This is a genomic window from Streptomyces sp. 12E (genome assembly GCF_055633275.1).
This window is the reverse complement of sequence record NZ_JBVNCJ010000001.1, coordinates 2,048,749-2,067,335: the sequence shown is the minus strand read 5'-3', so window position 1 is coordinate 2,067,335 and position 18,587 is coordinate 2,048,749. Positions and strand designations below refer to the sequence as shown.

General features: G+C 73.2%; 17 protein-coding genes. 10 read left to right on the top strand and 7 right to left on the bottom strand.

Annotated elements, in window-relative coordinates:
- Positions 1 to 323: 323 nt before the first annotated feature.
- The gene (locus tag ACZ8ZB_RS09715; RefSeq protein ID WP_470737297.1) at positions 324 to 938 is read right to left on the bottom strand and encodes an RDD family protein; all 615 of its coding nucleotides are present in this window, start codon (positions 936 to 938) and stop codon (positions 324 to 326) included.
- A 231-nt stretch (positions 939 to 1,169) separates the two neighbouring features.
- On the opposite strand from ACZ8ZB_RS09715, the gene ctaD reads away from it, so the two are divergent.
- Both ctaD and ACZ8ZB_RS09705 read left to right on the top strand, forming a co-directional pair.
- Complete coding sequence (gene ctaD, locus ACZ8ZB_RS09710) at positions 1,170 to 2,897, top strand: aa3-type cytochrome oxidase subunit I (RefSeq protein WP_470737296.1); 1,728 nt, start codon at positions 1,170 to 1,172, stop codon at positions 2,895 to 2,897.
- Between the two features lie 28 nt (positions 2,898 to 2,925).
- A complete protein-coding gene (locus ACZ8ZB_RS09705; protein ID WP_470737295.1) occupies positions 2,926 to 3,267 on the top strand; it encodes a hypothetical protein in 342 nt (113 codons plus the stop codon).
- Positions 3,268 to 3,290: 23 nt separating this feature from the next.
- Here ACZ8ZB_RS09705 and ACZ8ZB_RS09700 read toward each other — a convergent pair whose 3' ends face one another.
- Positions 3,291 to 4,091, bottom strand: coding sequence for an adenosylcobinamide-GDP ribazoletransferase (locus ACZ8ZB_RS09700; protein WP_470737294.1), 801 nt, complete (start codon positions 4,089 to 4,091; stop codon positions 3,291 to 3,293).
- Between the two features lie 60 nt (positions 4,092 to 4,151).
- Here ACZ8ZB_RS09700 and ACZ8ZB_RS09695 point away from each other — a divergent pair, with 60 nt between their 5' ends.
- Positions 4,152 to 4,901: a hypothetical protein gene (locus tag ACZ8ZB_RS09695; RefSeq protein ID WP_470737293.1), complete on the top strand. Its 750-nt coding sequence runs from the start codon at positions 4,152 to 4,154 to the stop codon at positions 4,899 to 4,901.
- 131 nt (positions 4,902 to 5,032) lie between these two features.
- On the opposite strand, the gene ACZ8ZB_RS09690 is transcribed toward ACZ8ZB_RS09695, so the two are convergent.
- Positions 5,033 to 5,287 carry a hypothetical protein gene (locus tag ACZ8ZB_RS09690; protein ID WP_470737292.1) on the bottom strand — a complete coding sequence of 85 codons (255 nt, stop codon included), beginning with the start codon at positions 5,285 to 5,287 and terminating at the stop codon, positions 5,033 to 5,035.
- A gap of 84 nt (positions 5,288 to 5,371) precedes the next feature.
- Here ACZ8ZB_RS09690 and ACZ8ZB_RS09685 point away from each other — a divergent pair, with 84 nt between their 5' ends.
- A complete protein-coding gene (locus ACZ8ZB_RS09685; RefSeq protein WP_470737291.1) occupies positions 5,372 to 6,571 on the top strand; it encodes a bifunctional adenosylcobinamide kinase/adenosylcobinamide-phosphate guanylyltransferase in 1,200 nt (399 codons plus the stop codon).
- 12 nt (positions 6,572 to 6,583) lie between these two features.
- On the opposite strand, the gene ACZ8ZB_RS09680 is transcribed toward ACZ8ZB_RS09685, so the two are convergent.
- The gene (locus ACZ8ZB_RS09680) at positions 6,584 to 7,633 is read right to left on the bottom strand and encodes a class I SAM-dependent methyltransferase (RefSeq protein ID WP_470737290.1); all 1,050 of its coding nucleotides are present in this window, start codon (positions 7,631 to 7,633) and stop codon (positions 6,584 to 6,586) included.
- Positions 7,634 to 7,853: 220 nt separating this feature from the next.
- Between ACZ8ZB_RS09680 and cobT the strand changes: the two genes are divergently transcribed.
- Positions 7,854 to 8,912 (top strand): nicotinate-nucleotide--dimethylbenzimidazole phosphoribosyltransferase, encoded by a 1,059-nt coding sequence (cobT, locus tag ACZ8ZB_RS09675; protein ID WP_470737289.1) that lies wholly within the window; start codon positions 7,854 to 7,856, stop codon positions 8,910 to 8,912.
- 124 nt (positions 8,913 to 9,036) lie between these two features.
- On the opposite strand, the gene ACZ8ZB_RS09670 is transcribed toward cobT, so the two are convergent.
- Complete coding sequence (locus tag ACZ8ZB_RS09670) at positions 9,037 to 9,705, bottom strand: methyltransferase domain-containing protein (protein WP_470737288.1); 669 nt, start codon at positions 9,703 to 9,705, stop codon at positions 9,037 to 9,039.
- Positions 9,706 to 9,788: 83 nt separating this feature from the next.
- Entirely contained in the window at positions 9,789 to 10,466 is a 678-nt protein-coding gene (locus ACZ8ZB_RS09665; RefSeq protein WP_470741452.1) for a DUF3043 domain-containing protein, read from the bottom strand.
- Positions 10,467 to 10,687: 221 nt separating this feature from the next.
- Here ACZ8ZB_RS09665 and ACZ8ZB_RS09660 point away from each other — a divergent pair, with 221 nt between their 5' ends.
- The 5 genes from ACZ8ZB_RS09660 (at position 10,688) to ACZ8ZB_RS09640 (ending at position 17,142) form a co-directional block, all read left to right on the top strand.
- Positions 10,688 to 11,476 (top strand): PspA/IM30 family protein, encoded by a 789-nt coding sequence (locus ACZ8ZB_RS09660; RefSeq protein WP_470737287.1) that lies wholly within the window; start codon positions 10,688 to 10,690, stop codon positions 11,474 to 11,476.
- Positions 11,477 to 11,496: 20 nt separating this feature from the next.
- The gene (gene pspAA / locus ACZ8ZB_RS09655) at positions 11,497 to 11,781 is read left to right on the top strand and encodes a PspA-associated protein PspAA (RefSeq protein WP_470737286.1); all 285 of its coding nucleotides are present in this window, start codon (positions 11,497 to 11,499) and stop codon (positions 11,779 to 11,781) included.
- A gap of 151 nt (positions 11,782 to 11,932) precedes the next feature.
- The gene (locus tag ACZ8ZB_RS09650) at positions 11,933 to 13,156 is read left to right on the top strand and encodes a sensor histidine kinase (protein ID WP_470737285.1); all 1,224 of its coding nucleotides are present in this window, start codon (positions 11,933 to 11,935) and stop codon (positions 13,154 to 13,156) included.
- Between the two features lie 22 nt (positions 13,157 to 13,178).
- Positions 13,179 to 13,862 (top strand): response regulator, encoded by a 684-nt coding sequence (locus tag ACZ8ZB_RS09645; protein WP_470737284.1) that lies wholly within the window; start codon positions 13,179 to 13,181, stop codon positions 13,860 to 13,862.
- 163 nt (positions 13,863 to 14,025) lie between these two features.
- On the top strand, positions 14,026 to 17,142 hold the full coding sequence (locus ACZ8ZB_RS09640) for an efflux RND transporter permease subunit (protein WP_470737283.1): 3,117 nt from the start codon (positions 14,026 to 14,028) through the stop codon (positions 17,140 to 17,142).
- A 90-nt stretch (positions 17,143 to 17,232) separates the two neighbouring features.
- On the opposite strand, the gene nadA is transcribed toward ACZ8ZB_RS09640, so the two are convergent.
- The gene (nadA, locus tag ACZ8ZB_RS09635) at positions 17,233 to 18,429 is read right to left on the bottom strand and encodes a quinolinate synthase NadA (RefSeq protein ID WP_470737282.1); all 1,197 of its coding nucleotides are present in this window, start codon (positions 18,427 to 18,429) and stop codon (positions 17,233 to 17,235) included.
- Between the last annotated feature and the right edge of the window lie 158 nt (positions 18,430 to 18,587).

Below are 18,587 nucleotides of genomic sequence, written 5' to 3'. Positions count from 1 at the left end.
CAGCCGACCCTAGTTGCGACGAGCGGGTGCGGTCCCGTCGGGGTCGTCCCCGGTGCGGCGAACACTCGGGACGAGACTACGCGCGTGTGTGCGTTCGCTCATTCCCGCGGTGTTCACCCTCTGGTGACGCCGCGGCCGTGCTCCGGGCCCCGCCGCCGCATCCGGCTTCGACCGCGCGGTCGACGAGCGGTGCGCCCGGTACGACCAGTGCGCGGAGCCGGCTCCGCTCGTCGCGGCGGACGAGGCCGTCCTCCACGTCGAGCACGGGCCGGCCGCCGACCGCTTCCGCGCCGACTCCCGGCGGCTGGAGCCGAGTTCCCCGCTCAAGGGGTACGAACCGGACGCACGGGGCCGGGCCGGCCGAGGCCCGGTCCCGTCACCGGCGTGCCCGCCGCCCGGTCGGCGAGGGAGCGGCGGCCGGGGCCCGGCACGGGCAGCGCGTTGCACAGGAACAGGGCCACCGCGACCGCCCGCACCAGCACGGACGGCGCGAACCGCCCCTCGACCAGCAGGACGCAGGCCACGGCGTACACGGCGTACACGGCGACGTCCGCGGCCGTGGTCACCGCCGCCCGGCGCGCCGCCGCGCCGGGCCCGCGCGGGGTGATCCGCAGCCCGGCCGGCCCCTTGCCGACGGTGCGCCCGAGCAGGGCCGGGCCCACCCACCGGTAGCGGAACGTGGCGACGACCAGCGGTCCGAAGGCCTGCTCGACGTACGGCACGGACCCGTCCCACGGCGACGGGCCGAGACCCTCGGAGGCGTCGACCACGTCACCGCGCGCGGTCAGCAGGTCGAAGCCGCCGCGGGCGGCGAGTTCGGGCACGTCGGTGACGAGGGCGGACACGCGGTCGAAGGCGAGCACCGTGAGCACCGACGCCGGCGCCGCCACCAGCGCGAAGTCGATGCACCAGGCCACGGCGCGACGGAATGCCGGCATCGACGTCCCCCCGTTGTTCCGTCGGTCCGGCGGCTCAGGCCGGCGGTGCGGCCCGCGGGGCCACAGGGGGACGGGGGTCGGTCCGGTCCGGTGACACGGCGGCGGGAGAACCGGCGTCACCCGATTGCCGAGTGGAAAGCGCGCCACGACGTCCCGTTTCGGGCGAAGCCGGGAATCCTCCCGGCATGCTGCCTTCGGAACTCTCCCCGGGCCCATAGGAGGACTTGGACAGTGGCGGACAAGAGCACGGTGGGCTCGCTCCACGAGGAGTCCTACGAGGACGAGCTGCCGGTCAGGCGGCAGAGACGCGGCAACGTCGTGGTGAAGTGGCTGACGAGCACGGACCACAAGACGATCGGCACGCTGTACCTGACGACGTCGTTCGGGTTCTTCGTGCTGGGCGGGATCCTGGCGCTGGCGATCCGCGCCGAGCTGGCCCGGCCGGGTCTGCAGGTCCTCTCCAACGAGCAGTACAACCAGTCGTTCACGATGCACGGCGCGATCATGCTGCTGATGTTCGCGACGCCGCTGTTCGCCGGTTTCGCCAACTGGATCATGCCGCTGCAGATCGGCGCGCCCGACGTGGCGTTCCCGCGGCTGAACATGTTCGCCTACTGGCTGTACCTGTTCGGCTCGCTGATCGCGGTCTCCGGCTTCGGCACCCCCAACGGAGCGGCCGACTTCGGCTGGTTCGCCTACACCCCGCTGTCGACCTCGCACTACTCGTCGAACATCGGCGACGACCTGTGGATCATGGGTCTGGCGTTCTCCGGCTTCGGCACCATCCTGGGCGCGGTCAACTTCATCACCACGATCATCTGCATGCGCGCCCCCGGCATGACCATGTTCCGCATGCCGATCTTCACCTGGAACGTGCTGCTGACCAGTGTGCTGGTCCTGCTCGCCTTCCCCGTCCTCGCCGCCGCGCTGTTCGCGCTGGAGGCGGACCGCAAGTTCGGCGCGCACATCTTCGACGCGGCCAACGGCGGGCCGATCCTGTGGCAGCACCTGTTCTGGTTCTTCGGGCACCCCGAGGTGTACATCATCGCGCTGCCGTTCTTCGGCATCATCACCGAGATCATCCCGGTCTTCTCCCGCACACCGATCTTCGGCTACATGGGCCTGGTCGGCGCGACCATCGCGATCGCGGGCCTGTCGGCGACGGTGTGGGCGCACCACATGTTCCCCACCGGTGCGGTGCTGCTGCCGTTCTTCTCCTTCATGACGTTCCTGATCGCGGTGCCGACCGGGGTGAAGTTCTTCAACTGGATCGGCACCATGTGGAAGGGCAGTCTCTCCTTCGAGACGCCGATGCTGTGGGCGCTGGGTTTCCTGGTCACCTTCCTCTTCGGTGGTCTGACCGGCGTCCTGCTGGCCTCGCCGCCGCTGGACTTCCACGTCACGGACTCGTACTTCGTCGTCGCGCACTTCCACTACGTGGTGTTCGGCACCGTGGTGTTCGCGATGTTCGCCGGCTTCCACTTCTGGTGGCCGAAGTTCACCGGCAAGCTGCTCGACGAGCGCCTCGGCAAGATCACCTTCTGGACGCTGTTCGTCGGCTTCCACGGCACCTTCCTGGTCCAGCACTGGCTGGGCGCCGAGGGCATGCCGCGCCGCTACGTCGACTACCTCGCGGCCGACGGCTTCACCGGGCTGCACGGGGTCTCCACGATCGCCTCGTTCCTGCTCGGCGCGTCGATGCTGCCGTTCTTCTACAACGTCTGGAGGACGGCCAAGTACGGCGAGCCGGTCGGCGTGGACGACCCGTGGGGCTACGGCCGCTCGCTGGAGTGGGCGACCTCCTGCCCGCCGCCGCGGCACAACTTCCTCACCCTGCCGAAGGTCCGCAGCGAGTCCCCGGCGTTCGACCTGCACCACCCGGACATCGCCGCACTGGACGACAGCGAGAACCATCCCGGGGCCTCCGCGACCATCGCCCCCGGCGACAAGCAGCGATGAGAGCGCGGCCCGGGACGTGGAGGAGCGTGTGAACCCCTGTCAGGACAGCGCCCTCGGCTGGAACAGGCTCGAGGGCCACCTCCTGTGGGCCGCCGAGGTCGAGGAGGCCCGGCGGCAGGCCGCCCGGTTCGCCGGGGAGCTGCCGTGGCTGACGACCGCGCAGCGCGAAGAGGTGGAACGCGTGTACCGGGCCGACCGGATCGCCGTCTCCCGGGCCACACTGGAGCGGATCTGCGACCGGGCGGCCGAGCTGCGCACCGAGTACGAGGCCCGCTACCGGGGGCTGAGGGCGCGCTGCATCGCCCTGGCGGTCGCGGGGGTGGCGAGCGGCGCGGGCACGGCGATCGCCGCGCTGCTCACCCGGGGGTGACGTCCCGGCTCCGGGGTGCTCCCTCAGCCCAGCGCGGACACGACGAGCGCGGTCGTCGCCGCCGTCTCCGCCAGCCCGCCGAACACGTCGCCCGTGACCCCGCCGAAACGGCGGACACAGTGCCGCAGCAGCAGCTCGGCCACGGCGACGGACAGCACCACCGCGAGCACGGCGCGCAGGACGTCGTACGCCCCCAGGAACGCGGCCCCGGCCGCCGCGAGCCCGGCGACCGCGAGCGCGGCGCCCACCGCGCCCGGCACCGGGACCACCCCCGCGACCGCCGCGCCCAGCCCTTCCGGCCGGGCCGGCGGCACACCGGTGCGGGCGGCCAGGGTGAGCGCCAGCCGCGCCACGACCGCCGAGACGACGGCGGCGGACGCGCCCCGCGCCCAGCCGTGGCCGTAGGCCTGTGCCAGCGCGGCCACCTGGGCCAGCAGGACCAGGACGAGCGTGAGCACACCGAACGGGCCGATGTCCGACTGCTTCATGATCCGCAGCGCGTCCTCGGCGGGCTTGGCGCTGCCGAGCCCGTCCGCGGTGTCGGCGAGCCCGTCGAGGTGCAGACCCCGGGTCAGGGCGGCCGGTACGGCGACGGTGGCGACGGCGGCGAGCGGCGCGCCCGCGCCGAGCAGCAGCAGGAGGAGCCCCGCGGCGGCGGCGAGGGCGCCGACCGCCAGCCCGGCCGCCGGGGCGCACAGCATGCCCGCGCGCGCGGCCGGCCGGTCCCAGCGGGCGACCCGGACCGGGAGCGCGGTGAGGGTGCCGAAGGCGAAGCGGAGGCCGTCGGCGGGGGAGGCGGAGGACTCGGAGGAGGGCGCGGGCACCGGCGCAGATTACCCGGCGGTCACCGGGGCGCCCACGGCCACCGTGGATAAAGTGCCCATATGGGACATTGGCTGGACCGGAACATCATCGAGCCGGGCAAGCTTCCGCTGCTCCTCGCACTCGCCGCCTTCGTCCTCACCTTCGCGATCACCCGGACCATCACCCGTCTGATCCGGGCCGGGAAGGGGCCCTTCGGCAACGTCACGGCGGGCGAACTGCACATCCACCACGTCGTGCCCGGCGTCGTCCTCACGGTCGTCGGCGGCTTCGGCTCGGTGGCGAGCGGCGGGGAGGGGCTGGGCCCGGCCTTCGCCGCGGTGCTCTTCGGCACCGGCGCGGGGCTGGTCCTGGACGAGTTCGCGCTCATCCTGCACCTCGACGACGTGTACTGGACCGAGGCCGGCCGCAAGAGCGTCGAGGCGGTCGTGCTCACCGCCGCGCTGGTCGGCCTGCTGCTGGCGGGGTTCGCGCCGTTCGGCGTCAACGACCTGACCCAGGAGGAACTCCAGAACCGCGCGGGCGCCGCCGCGAGCGTGGGGGCGAACTTCCTGTTCGCGCTGATCGCCCTGAGCAAGGGCAAGGTGCGGGTCGCCGTCTTCGGCGTGATCATTCCGGTCGTCGCCGTGATCGGCTCGCTGCGGCTGGCCCGGCCGGGGTCGCTGTGGGACCGGCGCTTCTACCGTCGCCGTCCCCGCGCCCGGGCCCGCGCGATCCTGCGCGCCTACCACCACGACCGCCGCTGGTCCGGCCCCCGCCGGGCCCTCGAGAACTGGCTCGGCGGCACACCGGACCCGCCCCGCGCCCCTTGAGAGGGATGCGGGGAACCGCGCGAGCGACCACCCGCCCGTACGCCCGGGCCGAAGGGGCAGCGCCCCCGAGGGCGGACGGGACGGGGAGGGAAGGAGCGGCGGGGCGAGGGACCCGTCCCCGCCGCCGGGGCTCACGCCTCTTCCGCGTCCGCTTCCGTGTCCGTGTCCGCTTCCGTGTCCGCTTCCGCGTGGAGGCTCATCGGGCCGTAGATCTCCGTGGTGTCCTCCAGCAGCCGCACCTGGTCGGCGCCGCCCTCCGCGAGGGCCTTCCAGTGCTCCCCGATCCAGGACTCGGCGTCCCCCTGCGTGGAGAACTCCTCCGGCGGCACCGCGGGTTCGACCTGCGTCCCGTCGGCCTTCTCGAACCGCCACGTCCATGCCGCCATGTACGCCTCCCAAGAGTGTGATCACACCGGACTCAAAGCCTAGTCGGACGGGCAGTCACCGTGGGGGCGGGTGAGAATCGGGGCGTGGAACTGACTCTGCTCGGCACCGGCGCCCCGGCGGGCCTGCCCCGCCCCGACTGTCCCTGCGCCGCGTGCGCGTCCGCGCTCGGCGCGGACGCGCGGGCGGCCACCTCGCTGCTCGTGGACGGGGCGCTGCTGCTGGACCTCACGCCGGGCACCGTGTTCGCGGCCGCCCGCGCGGGCCGTTCGCTGGGCGATGTGCGCCAGGTGCTGCTGTCGCACCCGCACGACGGCCCCCCGGTCGAGGTGCCGGCCGGGCTGCCGCAGCCGGGACGGGTGCCGGACGGGCGGGAGTTGGCGCTGCTGACGGGGCATCGGGTGCGGGCGGTGGCGCTGGACGCGCCCGGCACCGGGTACGCGGTGACCGGACCGGACGGGCAGCGGCTGCTGTACCTGCCGCCGGGCGGGGCGCCGGCCGGTCTCGAGGGGCGGGCCGATCCGTACGCCCTGGTGCTGCTGGACGTCGTGGGGCGGCCGGACGCGCTGGCGCGGCTGCGGGAGGCGGGGGCGGTGGGCCCGGCCACGGACGTCGTCGCCGTCCACCTGGACCACGACGTGCCGCCGGGCGCGGAGGCGCGACGCCGGCTCGCGGCGGCCGGGGCCCGCGCCGTGCCGGACGGGACCACGCTGGAGGTGGGCGCCCGTGAGGACGCGCCCGACGTGCCGCGCCGGACGCTGGTGCTGGGCGGGGCGCGCTCGGGCAAGTCGGTGGAGGCCGAGCGGCGGCTGGAGTCGTTCCCGGAGGTGCTGTACGTGGCGACCGGCGGGACGCGGGGCGGGGACACCGAGTGGGCGGCGCGGGTGTCGGCGCACCAGGAGCGGCGGCCGGGGTCGTGGCGGACCGTCGAGACGTGCGATCTGGTGCCGCTGCTGAGGGACGACGGGCCGCCGCTGCTGGTCGACTGCCTGTCGCTGTGGCTGACGGACGCGATGGACGCCGTGGGGGCGTGGGACGACGCGGAGTGGGCGGACGGCGGGGAACGGGCGCTGCGCGACCGGATGCGGGAGCTGACGGACGCGGTGCGCGGGACACGGCGGACGGTGGTCGCCGTGTCCAACGAGGTCGGCTCGGGCATCGTGCCCGCGACCGCGTCCGGCCGCCGGTACCGGGACGAACTCGGGCGGCTGAACGCGGCGTTCGCGCGGGAGTGCGAGCAGGTGCTGCTGGTGGTGGCGGGGCAGGCGGTCGTGCTGCGGGGGTGACCCGGGGCCGGGTCAGCGTTCCGGCTTGCGCGCGATGATCCGGTAGGCGTTGGCGAACGGGGTGCGGCGCACCACGGGGGCGAGGGCCAGGTCCGTGACCGCCGCGGCGACCACCAGCGGAGTGCCCGCGCGGAGCAGCGCCGTGCGCAGGTGCTGCTGGAACGGGGTCGGCGGGACGGCGCGCCAGGGGGCGTCCGGGGCGGGCAGCGCGTGGGAGAGGGCGAGGGCGGTCAGGCCGGCCAGGTCGTGCGGTACGTGCGCGGCGCGGTGCCCGGCGGTGACGAGGGCGCAGCCGCGCTCCTCCAGCTCCGCGCGGAGATTGCGCGGGGGCAGCAGGTGCAGTCGGCGGGGCTGGTCGTAGGGCAGCCACCAGCGGCCGAACAGGGCGGCGAAGGCGCAGCGCGGGTCCAGGCTCTCGATGAGCAGGTGGCCGCCGGGGCGCAGGGCGTCGAGGGCCGCGTGGAGTTCGGCGCGGGGGTCGGTGGTGTGTTCCAGGTGGTGCAGCAGGCTGACGACGTCGTAGCGGCCGGCCAGCCGGGCCATGACCCGCGGATCGGTCAGCGGCCCGACGTGGGCCTCCTCGACACGACCGAGGTCGCGGGCCCGCTCGACGCGCGCGGTGAGGTCGGTGCCGTCGAAGGCGGTGTACGGGAAGAACTCCCGCGCGGTCAGCGGGAAGCGGCCGAGTCCGGTGCCGACGTCCAGCCAGCTCTCCGGTTCGCCGAAGGGCAGCATCGCGCGGGCCGCGCCCCGGCGGCGGTGCCGGACGGCGTGCAGGGCGAGGACGCGTTCGGTGGCGGGATCGCGGGGGGCGCCGCGCACGGTCCGCCGGTAGAAGGCGAGGCCCTCGGCGGTGAGGCGGGGGTTCTGGAAGGTGTGGCCGCAGTCCCGGCACTCGTCGACGGTGAACAGGCCCGGTCGGTGCCGGCGCAGGTCGCCCGTTCTCAGCCGGTTGCGCAGCCGCGCGGAGCCGCACCAGGGGCAGTCCGCGCGACGCGGCTCGTGCGCCCGGGCGGAGCCGTGGGGGGCGGGGATCGCACGGGCTGGGTCGGTTGCGGACATGGGCGGCTCCCGGCGTGAGGGCGTACGGCACTCGGGCGGCGCGACGTACGGGACGAGTGGTGGCGAACGGACGGATGTCCGGCGATCCACGCAAAACGTTACGGACGGAAGGGCGTCACGGGGTGGAGCGGCACCGGGGTGGCGTGGTGGGAGTGAGGCCCCGTACGCCTGGCTGACCGGTGCGCCGTCGTGTTCCACCGGGGCCGGTACTGTTCGGCGAATGAGCTCGCTTAATCTCGACGACTTCACCGATCTGATCGAGCGTCCGGACGGCGGGGTGCGCCGCGACGCGGAGGCGCACCGGGAGCGCCGGATCGTGCCGCCCGGATCGCTGGGCCGCCTGGACGACCTGGGTGAGTGGCTGGCGGCGGCGCAGTCCGCGGTGCCGGTGCGGCCGGTCGAACGGCCGCGGGTCGTGCTGTTCGCCGGCGATCACGGGATCGCCGGACTGGGCGTCTCCGCGCGGGCCGCGGGCAGCGCCGCGGAGCTGGTGCGGGACGTCCTGGAGGGCGGCCGTCCGGTGTCCGTGCTCGCCCGGCGGCAGGGGGTGCCGGTGCGGGTGGTCGACATGTCCCTGGACTGCGATCCCGGGACGCTGCCCGAGGACGTCGTGCGGCACCGGGTGCGGCGGGGCAGCGGGCGCATCGACATCGAGGACGCGCTGACCGCTCAGGAGGCGGAGGCGGCGTTCCGCGCGGGGATGGCCGTGGCCGACGAGGAGGCCGACTCCGGTACGGATCTGGTGGTGCTCGGCGATGTGAGCGTGGGCGGGACCACGGTGGCGGGCGTGCTGGTGGCCGCGCTGTGCGGGACGGACGCGTCGGTGGTGACCGGGCGCGGAGGGCTGGCGATCGACGACCTGGCGTGGATGCGCAAGTGCGCGGCGATCCGTGACGCGCTGCGGCGGGCGCGGCCGGTGCTGGGCGACCAGCTGCGGTTGCTGGGGACGGTCGGCGGGGCCGACCTCACCGCGATGACGGGTTTCCTGCTGCAGGCTGCGGTGCGGAAGATGCCGGTCGTGCTGGACGGGGTGGTGACGGCGGCGTGTGCGCTGGTGGCGCAGCGGGTGGCGTTCCGGGCGCCGGACTGGTGGGTGGCGGCGCACGACAGCGGGGAGCCGGGACAGGCGAAGGCGCTGGACCGGATGGCGCTGGATCCCGTGCTGTCGCACGGTGTCACGGTCGGGGAGGGGGTGGGCGGTCTGCTGGCGCTGCCCCTGGTCCAGGCGGCGGCTGCCCTGGCGGCGGAGCTCCCGGAGGCCCCGGCGAAGCCGGAGTGACGCAGACGCGTCTCGCCGCGGTCCCGCGCTCCGCTCAGGGGGCGCGGGCCGTGCCGGCGTGCGGCTCCGCAGCGTGGGCGCGGACGGGGGGCCGGGAGCGGGAAGGGACGGCGGGGCCGAGCCCTCAGCCCCGGACCCCGCACAGGTGCAGCAGCGCCGCCACTCCCCGGTAGGGGTCCGTACGGCCGGCCCGGTCCTCGACCGCGAGCAGGGCGTCCAGGTCGTCCGGAAGCACCGCGTCCTGCGCCGCCGTGTCCGTGAAGACCCGCACCCCGTACCAGGTGTGCAGCGGCGCCCCGATCCCCGCGAGCGTCGACGTCAGCCTCTTCAGTCCGTACGCCGTCGTGCAGAAGCCCGCCAGCGCACCGGCCCAGTCGCCGGACAGACCGGCCCGCATCGCCGGCGCGTCCCCGTTGCGCACCAGCAGGGACAGCAGGCCCCCGGGCGCGAGCATCCGTGCCATCCCCGCCAGCAGCGCGTCCGGCTCCTCGACGTCCATGAGCACGCCATGACACAGCACGACGTCGAAGCTGCCCGGCAGGAAGTGCACACCGGTGTCCCCGGCATGGCCCTCGATGATCCGCATCCGCTCCCGGATGCCCTCCGGCTCCCCGGCGAACGCCTCCCGCGCGGCGGAGATCATCGCCGCGTCCTGCTCGAGGCCGGTCACCTGGTGACCGGCCCGGGCCAGCCGCAGCGCCTGCGTCCCTCGGCCCATGCCCACGTCGAGCACCCGCAGGCGCCGCCCGACCGGGAAGCGCCCGACTATCTGCTCCTCCAGCTGGCGGGCCACCAGCTCCTCCCGGACGACGTCGCGCAGACCGCCGGGCCCGCTCGGCAGGCCCGGGGCCGCGGCGTCCGTGAACGGCGTGGCGCTCAGGGCCGCTCCCCGCGCTTGACCTGGGGCTTGGGCAGCCGCAGCCGGCGCATCTGGAGCGAGCGCATCAGCGCGTAGGCCACCGCGCCGCGCCGGTTGTCGTCGGGGAAGCGCTCCGCCAGCCGCTTCTTCAGCCGGAAGCCGGTCACGATCGAGTCGAGGACGATCATCACGATCACCACGAGCCACAGCAGCAGCGCGGCGTTCTGCAGCTGAGGCACCTGGATCATGCTCAGCACCAGGATGATCACGGCCATCGGCAGGAAGTACTCGGCGATGTTGAACCGCGAGTCCACGAAGTCACGCGCGAACCGGCGCACCGGACCCTTGTCCCGGACGGGCAGATAGCGCTCGTCGCCGCTGGCCAGCGCCTGGCGCTGACGCTCCAGCGCGGCACGACGCTCCTCACGCTGCCGCTTGGCGGCCTCCTTGCGCGTCATCGTCGTGTTGGCGACGCTGCGGCGCTGCGACTGGGCCACGCTCCGCTTGGGCGTGGGGCGGCCCTTGGGGGCCTCCGGATGACGGGTCTGCTTGGAGTCGGTCACCGTCGCCTTGTCGGCGACCGGTGCCTTCTCTTCCTTGGCGCGGCTACGGAACACAAAACCCAAGGGTACGGGGTCCCCGGGGTTGGACCCCAGCCCCCCGGGGAACGATCCGGCAACACCGGACGTCTTCAGAAGGACGGAGGGGACGTCGTACGGGTCTCCGGGTGGTCCGGCCTCGGGGATCACTCTCCTCCCTACGCCGGATCGGGAGGACGCCCAGTCGTCCTTGGGGATGAGCGCATCCGTCCCCGGACAGTGCGGTAATGGATGCGGGGCCCGTACTGTGGGTTCTGTCGCAGGTGCTGGAGCTGGAGTCGGTCAGAAGGGGGCGCGCGAAGCCCATGAGCGGTGTCATGAAGCGTATGGGGATGATCTTCCGCGCGAAGGCGAACAAGGCCCTGGACAGGGCCGAGGACCCGCGCGAGACCCTCGATTACTCGTACCAGAAGCAGCTGGAGCTGCTCCAGAAGGTCCGCCGCGGCGTCGCCGACGTGGCCACCTCGCGCAAGCGTCTGGAGCTCCAGCTGAACCAGCTGCAGTCCCAGTCGGGCAAGCTGGAGGACCAGGGCCGCAAGGCGCTCGCGCTGGGCCGTGAGGACCTGGCGCGCGAGGCCCTCTCCCGCCGCGCCGCGCTCCAGCAGCAGGTGACGGACCTGGAGACGCAGCACGCCACGCTGCAGGGCGAGGAGGAGAAGCTTACCCTCGCGGCCCAGCGCCTCCAGGCCAAGGTGGACGCCTTCCGCACCAAGAAGGAGACCATCAAGGCCACCTACACCGCGGCCCAGGCGCAGACCCGGATCGGCGAGGCGTTCTCCGGCATCTCCGAGGAGATGGGCGACGTCGGACTGGCCATCCAGCGGGCCGAGGACAAGACGGCCCAGCTCCAGGCGCGGGCCGGCGCGATCGACGAACTGCTCGCCTCCGGCGCCCTGGACGACCCCTCCGGCATGCACAAGGACGACATCCAGGCCGAGCTGGACCGGCTCTCCGGTGGTACGGATGTGGAGCTGGAACTGCAGCGCATGAAGGCCGAGCTGGCCGGAGGCCCGTCCGGCGGGCAGCAGCAGGCCATCGAAGGCGGCGGCGGTCAGCAGCAGGACCGGCAGCAGCCGCAGGACACCCCGCGCTTCGACAAGCAGTAGCCCACGCCGAGGAGGGCGACATGATCGTACGGATCATGGGGGAGGGGCAGGTGAGGCTGGCCGAGAGCCGGCTCGCCGAGCTGGACGAGCTGGACGAGGAACTGCTCGCCGAGATGGAGAACGGCGACGGGCCGGGCTTCCGCGCCACCCTGAAGGCGCTGCTGGCCAAGGTCCACGAACTCGGCGAGCCCCTGCCGGACGACTCCCTGGAGCCCTCCGACCTGATCCTCCCGTCCCCCGACGCGTCGCTCGAGGAGGTCCAGGACCTCCTGAGCGACGACGGCCTGATCCCAGGAACGACATAACCGCCGGGCAGCCGCGGGCAATCGTGCCGCAGGGCGGCACGGGCGGGCGCGGCGGCACCCCGCGAACGCCGGGCTGCGCAACCCCTTCCGGGCCGCAGCACCTCCGGTCACCACCCGTCCGGACGCCCGACCCCGGCTACCGTGAACAGCCGTGAGCACCCTGACCCGCGCCCGGTGCCGAGCACGGGCACACCCCTTCGCGCTGGACGCCGCCCTGGCCGCGGGCGTCCTGGTGTGCATGGTGGCCGGCTCCCTCGTCGAGCCGCACGGCCCCGAGGGCGTCAGCTGGGGGCTGCGCACGCCCGACCCGCTCAGCCTCGTCCTCATGACCCTGGGCGCCACCGCGCTGGTCCTCCGCCGTCGCGCCCCCCGCACCGTGCTCGCCCTCGCCGGCGGCGCCTCCATCGCGGAGTCCGTCACCGGGGACCCCCGCGCCCCCGTCGCCATGTGCGCCGTGGTCGCGCTCTACACGGTCGCCTCCACCACCGACCGCCCCACCACCTGGCGGATCGGCCTGCTCACCATGACCGTCCTCACCGGCGCCGCGATGGCGGTCGGACCGCTGCCCTGGTACGCCCAGGAGAACCTGGCGATCTTCGCCTGGACCGGCATCGGCGCCACCGCGGGGGACGCCGTCCGCAGCCGCCGGGCCTTCGTCCGGGCCATCCGGGAGCGCGCCGAACGGGCCGAGCGCACCCGCGAGGAGGAGGCCCGCCGCCGCGTCGCCGAGGAGCGCCTGCGCATCGCCCGGGATCTGCACGACGTGGTCGCCCACCACATCGCCCTGGTCAACGTCCAGGCCGGAGTCGCAGCCCACGTCATGGACAAGCGGCCCGACCAGGCCAAGGAGGCCCTCGCCCACGTCCGCGAGGCCAGCCGCTCCGCGCTGGGCGAGCTGCGGGCCACCGTCGGCCTGCTGCGCCAGTCCGGCGACCCGGAGGCCCCCACCGAACCCGCGCCCGGCCTCGACCGCCTCGACGAACTCGCCGGCACCTTCCGCAGCGCCGGACTGCGCGTCGAGGTCGCCCGCGGCGACGAGGGCGCCGACCTCCCCGCCGCCGTCGACCTGGCCGCGTACCGGATCATCCAGGAGGCCCTGACCAACGTGCGGAAGCACGCCGGAGCCGACGCGCGGGCCGAGGTCAGCGTCGTACGCGTCGGACCCCACATCGAGATCACCGTCCTCGACGACGGCGCCGGCGAGGACCTCGACCACACCCCCGGCGGCGGGCACGGACTGCTCGGCATGCGCGAGCGCGTCACCGCGCTGCGCGGCACCCTCACCACCGGCCCCCGCTACGGCGGCGGTTTCCGCGTCCATGCGATCCTGCCCGTCAAGCCCCGCACGTCCGCAGTTCAGGACAACAGCCCGTGACCGCCGCCCCGTTGGAGTCCGTATGACGATCCGTGTCCTGCTCGCCGACGACCAGGCGCTGCTGCGCAGCGCCTTCCGGGTGCTCGTCGACTCCGAGCCGGACATGGAGGTGGTGGGCGAGGCGTCGGACGGCGCGGAGGCGGTCCGGCTGGCCCGGGAGGAGCGCGCCGACGTCGTCCTCATGGACATCCGGATGCCCGGCACCGACGGACTCGCCGCCACCCGCATGATCAGCGCGGACCCGCAGCTCGCGGGGGTCCGGGTGGTGATACTGACGACCTTCGAGGTCGACGACTACGTGGTGCAGTCGCTGCGGGCCGGCGCCTCCGGCTTCCTCGGCAAGGGCTCCGAGCCGGACGAGATGCTGAACGCCGTCCGGATCGCCGCCGGGGGGGAGGCGCTGCTGTCCCCGGCGGCCACCAAGGGCCTGATCGCCCGTTTCCTCGCCCAGGAGGGCCCGTCCGGAGGGGACCAGGACCCGGCCCGCGCCGAGCGACTGGACTCGCTGACCGTGCGCGAGCGCGAGGTGCTGGTCCAGGTGGCCGGCGGGCACTCCAACGACGAGATCGCCGAACGTCTGGAGGTCAGCCCGCTGACCGTGAAGACCCACGTCAACCGGGCCATGGCCAAGCTGGGCGCCCGCGACCGGGCCCAGCTGGTGGTCATCGCCTACGAGTCGGGGCTGGTCCGTCCAAGGGTGGAGTGAGCCCCCGCGGGGTGTACTGCGGTGGGAGTAGGCGCCGCACGAGGGATGCGACCTCGGGGCTACGGATCGGCCCCCACCGATGCCCCAGGGTGTAGAGCGGGCGCCCACTTGCGCGCGCCCGTTCTCCGGACTTCCGCCGATCCACGGAAAAGAGACCCTGACCATGTCCTGGCTGTCCAGATTCAGCCTCGCGCAACGGGCGCTGATCGGACTGATGTCGATCATCGCGCTCGTCTTCGGGGCGATCGCGATACCCCAGCTCAAGCAGCAGCTGCTGCCGACCATCGAACTGCCCATGGTGTCCGTGATCGCCCCCTACCAGGGCGCCTCCCCGGACGTGGTGGAGAAGCAGGTCGTCGAACCCGTCGAGGACGCTCTGGAGGCCGTCGACGGCATCTCCGGCGTCACCTCGACGGCGAGCGAGGGCAACGCCGTGATCATGGCGTCCTTCGACTACGGCAACAACACCCAGCAGCTCGTCGCCGACGTCCAGCAGGCCGTCAACCGGGCCGGCGCCTTCCTCCCGGACGACGTCGACCCGCAGGTCGTCGCCGGCTCCACGGACGACATCCCGGCCGTGGTGCTCGCCGTCACCTCCGGCAAGGACCAGCAGGCGCTCGCCGACCAGCTCGACCGGACCGTGGTGCCCGCGCTGGAGGGCATCGACGGCGTCGGCCAGGTCACCGTGGACGGCGTGCGCGACGTCCAGGTCACCGTCATCCCCGACTCCGCGAAGCTGACGAAGGCCGGTCTCACCGCCCAGTCGCTCTCCGAGGCTCTCCAGGCCGGCGGGGCGACCGTCCCGGCGGGCTCCTTCGACGAGGACGGCGCCAACCGCACCGTCCAGGTCGGCGACGGCTTCACCTCGATCGAGCAGATCGAGGACCTGAGGGTCACCGGCGAGCCCGGCAAGGGGAAGCCGGTCCGCCTCGGGGACGTCGCCACGGTGAAGGAGGAGGAGGCCAGGGCCGACTCCCTCACCCGCACCAACGGCCAGCCCAGCCTCGCCGTGATGGCGACCATGGACCACGACGGCAGCGCGGTCGCCATCTCGGAGGCGGTCCAGGAGAAGCTGCCGGAGCTGCGCGAGGACCTCGGTGAGGGCGCCACCCTCACCGTCGTCAGCGACCAGGGCCCGGCGGTCTCCAAGGCCATCGAGGGCCTGACCACCGAGGGCGCGCTCGGACTGATCTTCGCCGTCCTGGTGATCCTGGTCTTCCTGGCGTCGGTCCGCTCCACCCTCGTCACGGCGGTCTCCATCCCGCTGTCCGTGGTGCTCGCCCTGATCGTGCTGTGGACGCGCGACCTGTCGCTGAACATGCTGACGCTGGGCGCGCTGACCATCGCCATCGGCCGGGTCGTGGACGACTCGATCGTGGTCCTGGAGAACATCAAGCGGCACCTCGGCTACGGCGAGGAGCGCCAGTCGGCGATCATGAACGCGGTGCGCGAGGTGGCGGGCGCGGTGACGTCCTCGACGCTCACCACGGTCGCCGTGTTCCTGCCGATCGGCCTGGTCGGCGGCATGGTGGGCGAGCTGTTCGGCTCCTTCAGCCTCACCGTCACGGCGGCGCTGCTGGCGTCCCTGCTGGTGTCGCTGACGGTCGTGCCCGTCCTGTCGTACTGGTTCCTGCGAGCCCCGAAGGGCACCCCGGAGGACGCCGAGGAGGCGCGCAGGATCGCCGAGGAGAAGGAGGCCAGGAGCCGCCTCCAGCGCCTCTACGTCCCCGTGCTGCGCTTCGCCACCCGACGCAGGCTGACCAGCGTGGCCATCGCGGCCGTCGTGCTGATCGCCACCCTCGCCATGGCGCCGCTGCTGAAGACCAACTTCTTCGACGCGGGCGAACAGCAGGTCCTCACCGTCCGGCAGGAGCTGAAGCCCGGCACCAGCCTGGCCGCGACCGACGCGCAGGCGCAGAAGGTCGAGAAGCTGCTCGACGGCACCGAGGGCGTCAAGGACTACCAGGTGACCGTCGGCTCGTCCGGCTGGATGGCGGCCTTCGGCGGCGGTACGGACACCAACCAGGCGACGTACCAGGTGATGCTGGAGGACGACGCGTCCTCCGAGGACGTGACGGACAGCCTGGAGAAGGGCCTCGGCGGGCTCGACGGCATCGGCACCACCACCATCGCGGCCGGTGACGGCTTCGGCAGCCAGGACCTGAGCGTCGTCGTCAAGGCGGCCGACGCGCAGGCGCTGCGCAAGGCGGCGGACCAGGTCCGGGACGCGGTGGCCTCCCTGGACGACGTCACGGACGTCACCAGCGACCTGGCGCAGAGCGTGCCCCGTATCTCGGTGAAGGCCAACGACAAGGCCGCCGAGGCCGGTTTCAACGACCAGACCCTCGGCGGGGCCGTCGCCCAGGCGGTGCGGGGCACCCCGGCCGCCAAGGCGGTCCTCGACGACACCGAGCGCGACGTCGTCATCCGCTCGGCCGAGCCGGCCACCACCGTGGACGAGCTGAGGAACCTGCGCCTGGGCCCGGTGAAGCTGGGCGACGTCGCCACCGTCGAGGTGGTGGACGGACCCGTCTCCATGACCCGGATCGACGGCCAGCGCTCGGCGACCGTCACCGCGAAGCCGACCGGTGACAACACGGGCGCCGTGGGCACGGACCTCCAGAAGAAGATCGACGGACTGACGCTGCCCGCGGGCGCGACGGCGGAGATCGGCGGCGTGACCGAGGACCAGGACGAGGCGTTCGTCAACCTGGCCCTGGCGATGCTGGCCGCGATCGCGATCGTCTTCATGCTGCTGGTCGGCACCTTCCGGTCGCTCGCCCAGCCGCTGATCCTGCTGGTCTCCGTCCCGTTCGCGGCGACCGGCGCCATCGGCCTGCTGCTGGTCACGGGCACCCCGATGGGTGTCCCGGCGATGATCGGCATGCTGATGCTGATCGGCATCGTGGTCACCAACGCGATCGTGCTGATCGACCTGATCAACCAGTACCGCGAACGGGGCTACGGCGTGGTCGAGGCCGTGCTGGAGGGTGGCCGCCACCGTCTGCGGCCGATCCTGATGACGGCCCTGGCGACCATCTTCGCCCTGCTCCCGATGGCGCTGGGCGTCACCGGCGAGGGCGGCTTCATCGCCCAGCCGCTGGCCGTGGTGGTGATCGGCGGTCTGATCACGTCGACCCTGCTCACCCTGCTGCTGGTCCCGACGCTCTACGCGATGCTGGAGCTCGGCAAGGAGCGCCGCGCGAAGAAGCGGGCGGCGAAGAAGGGCGCGGCGGCGCAGGCGGAGGCTTCGAAGGAGGCCGCCCCGGCGCAGGCCTGACGCCCCGGGACGACGGAGGCCCCCGCCCGGCACCGGAAGGTGACCGGGCGGGGGCCTCCGCCATGCCGTGCCCCCGCGGGGACGGCCCGTCTACGGAAGGGCCAGCATCCGCTCCAGCGCCAGCTTCGCGAACGCCTCCGTCTCCTTGTCCACCTCGATGCGGTTGACCAGGTTGCCCTCGGCGAGCGACTCCAGGGCCCAGACCAGGTGGGGGAGGTCGATGCGGTTCATCGTCGAGCAGAAGCAGACCGTCTTGTCGAGGAAGACGATCTCCTTGCCCTCGGGCGCGAAACGGTTCGCCAGACGCCGTACGAGGTTGAGCTCGGTGCCGATGGCCCACTTGGAGCCGGCCGGGGCCGCCTCCAGCGTCTTGATGATGTACTCCGTCGAGCCGACGTGGTCCGCGGCGGCCACGACCTCGTGCCGGCACTCGGGGTGCACCAGCACGTTCACCCCGGGTATGCGCTCGCGCACGTCATCGACCGAGTCCAGGCTGAACCGGCCGTGCACCGAGCAGTGGCCGCGCCACAGGATCATCTTCGCGGCGCGCAGCTCGTCCGCCGTCAGCCCGCCGTTCGGCTTGTGCGGGTTGTAGACGACGCAGTCCTCCAGGGACATCCCCATGTCCCGCACCGCCGTGTTGCGGCCCAGGTGCTGGTCGGGGAGGAAGAGCACCTTTGTCGCCGAGGGCTCCCCCTGCTCGAAGGCCCAGTCCAGGGCCCGCCTGGCGTTGGAGGAGGTGCAGATGGTGCCGCCGTGCTTGCCCGTGAAGGCCTTGATGTCGGCGGAGGAGTTCATGTACGCGACGGGGACGACCTGCTCGGCCACCCCGGCCTCGGTCAGCACGTCCCAGCACTCGGCCACCTGCTCGGCGGTGGCCATGTCGGCCATGGAGCAGCCGGCCGCGAGGTCGGGCAGGACCACCTTCTGGTCGTCGCCGGTGAGGATGTCCGCGGACTCGGCCATGAAGTGCACACCGCAGAAGACGATGTACTCGGCCTGCGGGCGCGCGGCGGCGTCGCGGGCCAGCTTGAAGGAGTCGCCCGTGACGTCGGCGAACTGGATGACCTCGTCGCGCTGGTAGTGGTGGCCGAGCACGAAGACCTTGTCCCCGAGCTTCTCCTTGGCGGCGCGGGCGCGCTCCACCAGGTCCGGGTCGGACGGCGACGGGAGGTCACCGGGACACTCCACACCGCGCTCGCTCCTCGGGTCGGCCCCACGGCCGAGCAGCAGCAGGGCGAGGGGCGTCGGCTGGACGTCGAGCTCCTGGGTCTGGGCGGTGGTCACGACACGCACCCTTTCTGTTCTGGCGACTTCTCGTCGAAATGACGCTATCTATCATAACCGGTTCACGTCACTTTGACGACGGCCATAGCGTCCGTGTGACGTGAATCCCGACGGACGCCGATCCATTCCCGGCAAGGCCCCGCAGGAGCCGGTTCCCG

Coding starts and splice junctions, on each gene's coding strand:
- ACZ8ZB_RS09715 (WP_470737297.1), bottom strand. CDS start 938: ATGCCGGCATTCCGTCGCGCCGTGGCCTGGTGCATCGACTTCGCGCTG.
- ACZ8ZB_RS09695 (WP_470737293.1), top strand. CDS start 4,152: ATGGGACATTGGCTGGACCGGAACATCATCGAGCCGGGCAAGCTTCCG.
- ACZ8ZB_RS09690 (WP_470737292.1), bottom strand. CDS start 5,287: ATGGCGGCATGGACGTGGCGGTTCGAGAAGGCCGACGGGACGCAGGTC.
- ACZ8ZB_RS09680 (WP_470737290.1), bottom strand. CDS start 7,633: ATGTCCGCAACCGACCCAGCCCGTGCGATCCCCGCCCCCCACGGCTCC.
- cobT (WP_470737289.1), top strand. CDS start 7,854: ATGAGCTCGCTTAATCTCGACGACTTCACCGATCTGATCGAGCGTCCG.
- ACZ8ZB_RS09660 (WP_470737287.1), top strand. CDS start 10,688: ATGAAGCGTATGGGGATGATCTTCCGCGCGAAGGCGAACAAGGCCCTG.
- pspAA (WP_470737286.1), top strand. CDS start 11,497: ATGATCGTACGGATCATGGGGGAGGGGCAGGTGAGGCTGGCCGAGAGC.
- ACZ8ZB_RS09645 (WP_470737284.1), top strand. CDS start 13,179: ATGACGATCCGTGTCCTGCTCGCCGACGACCAGGCGCTGCTGCGCAGC.
- ACZ8ZB_RS09640 (WP_470737283.1), top strand. CDS start 14,026: ATGTCCTGGCTGTCCAGATTCAGCCTCGCGCAACGGGCGCTGATCGGA.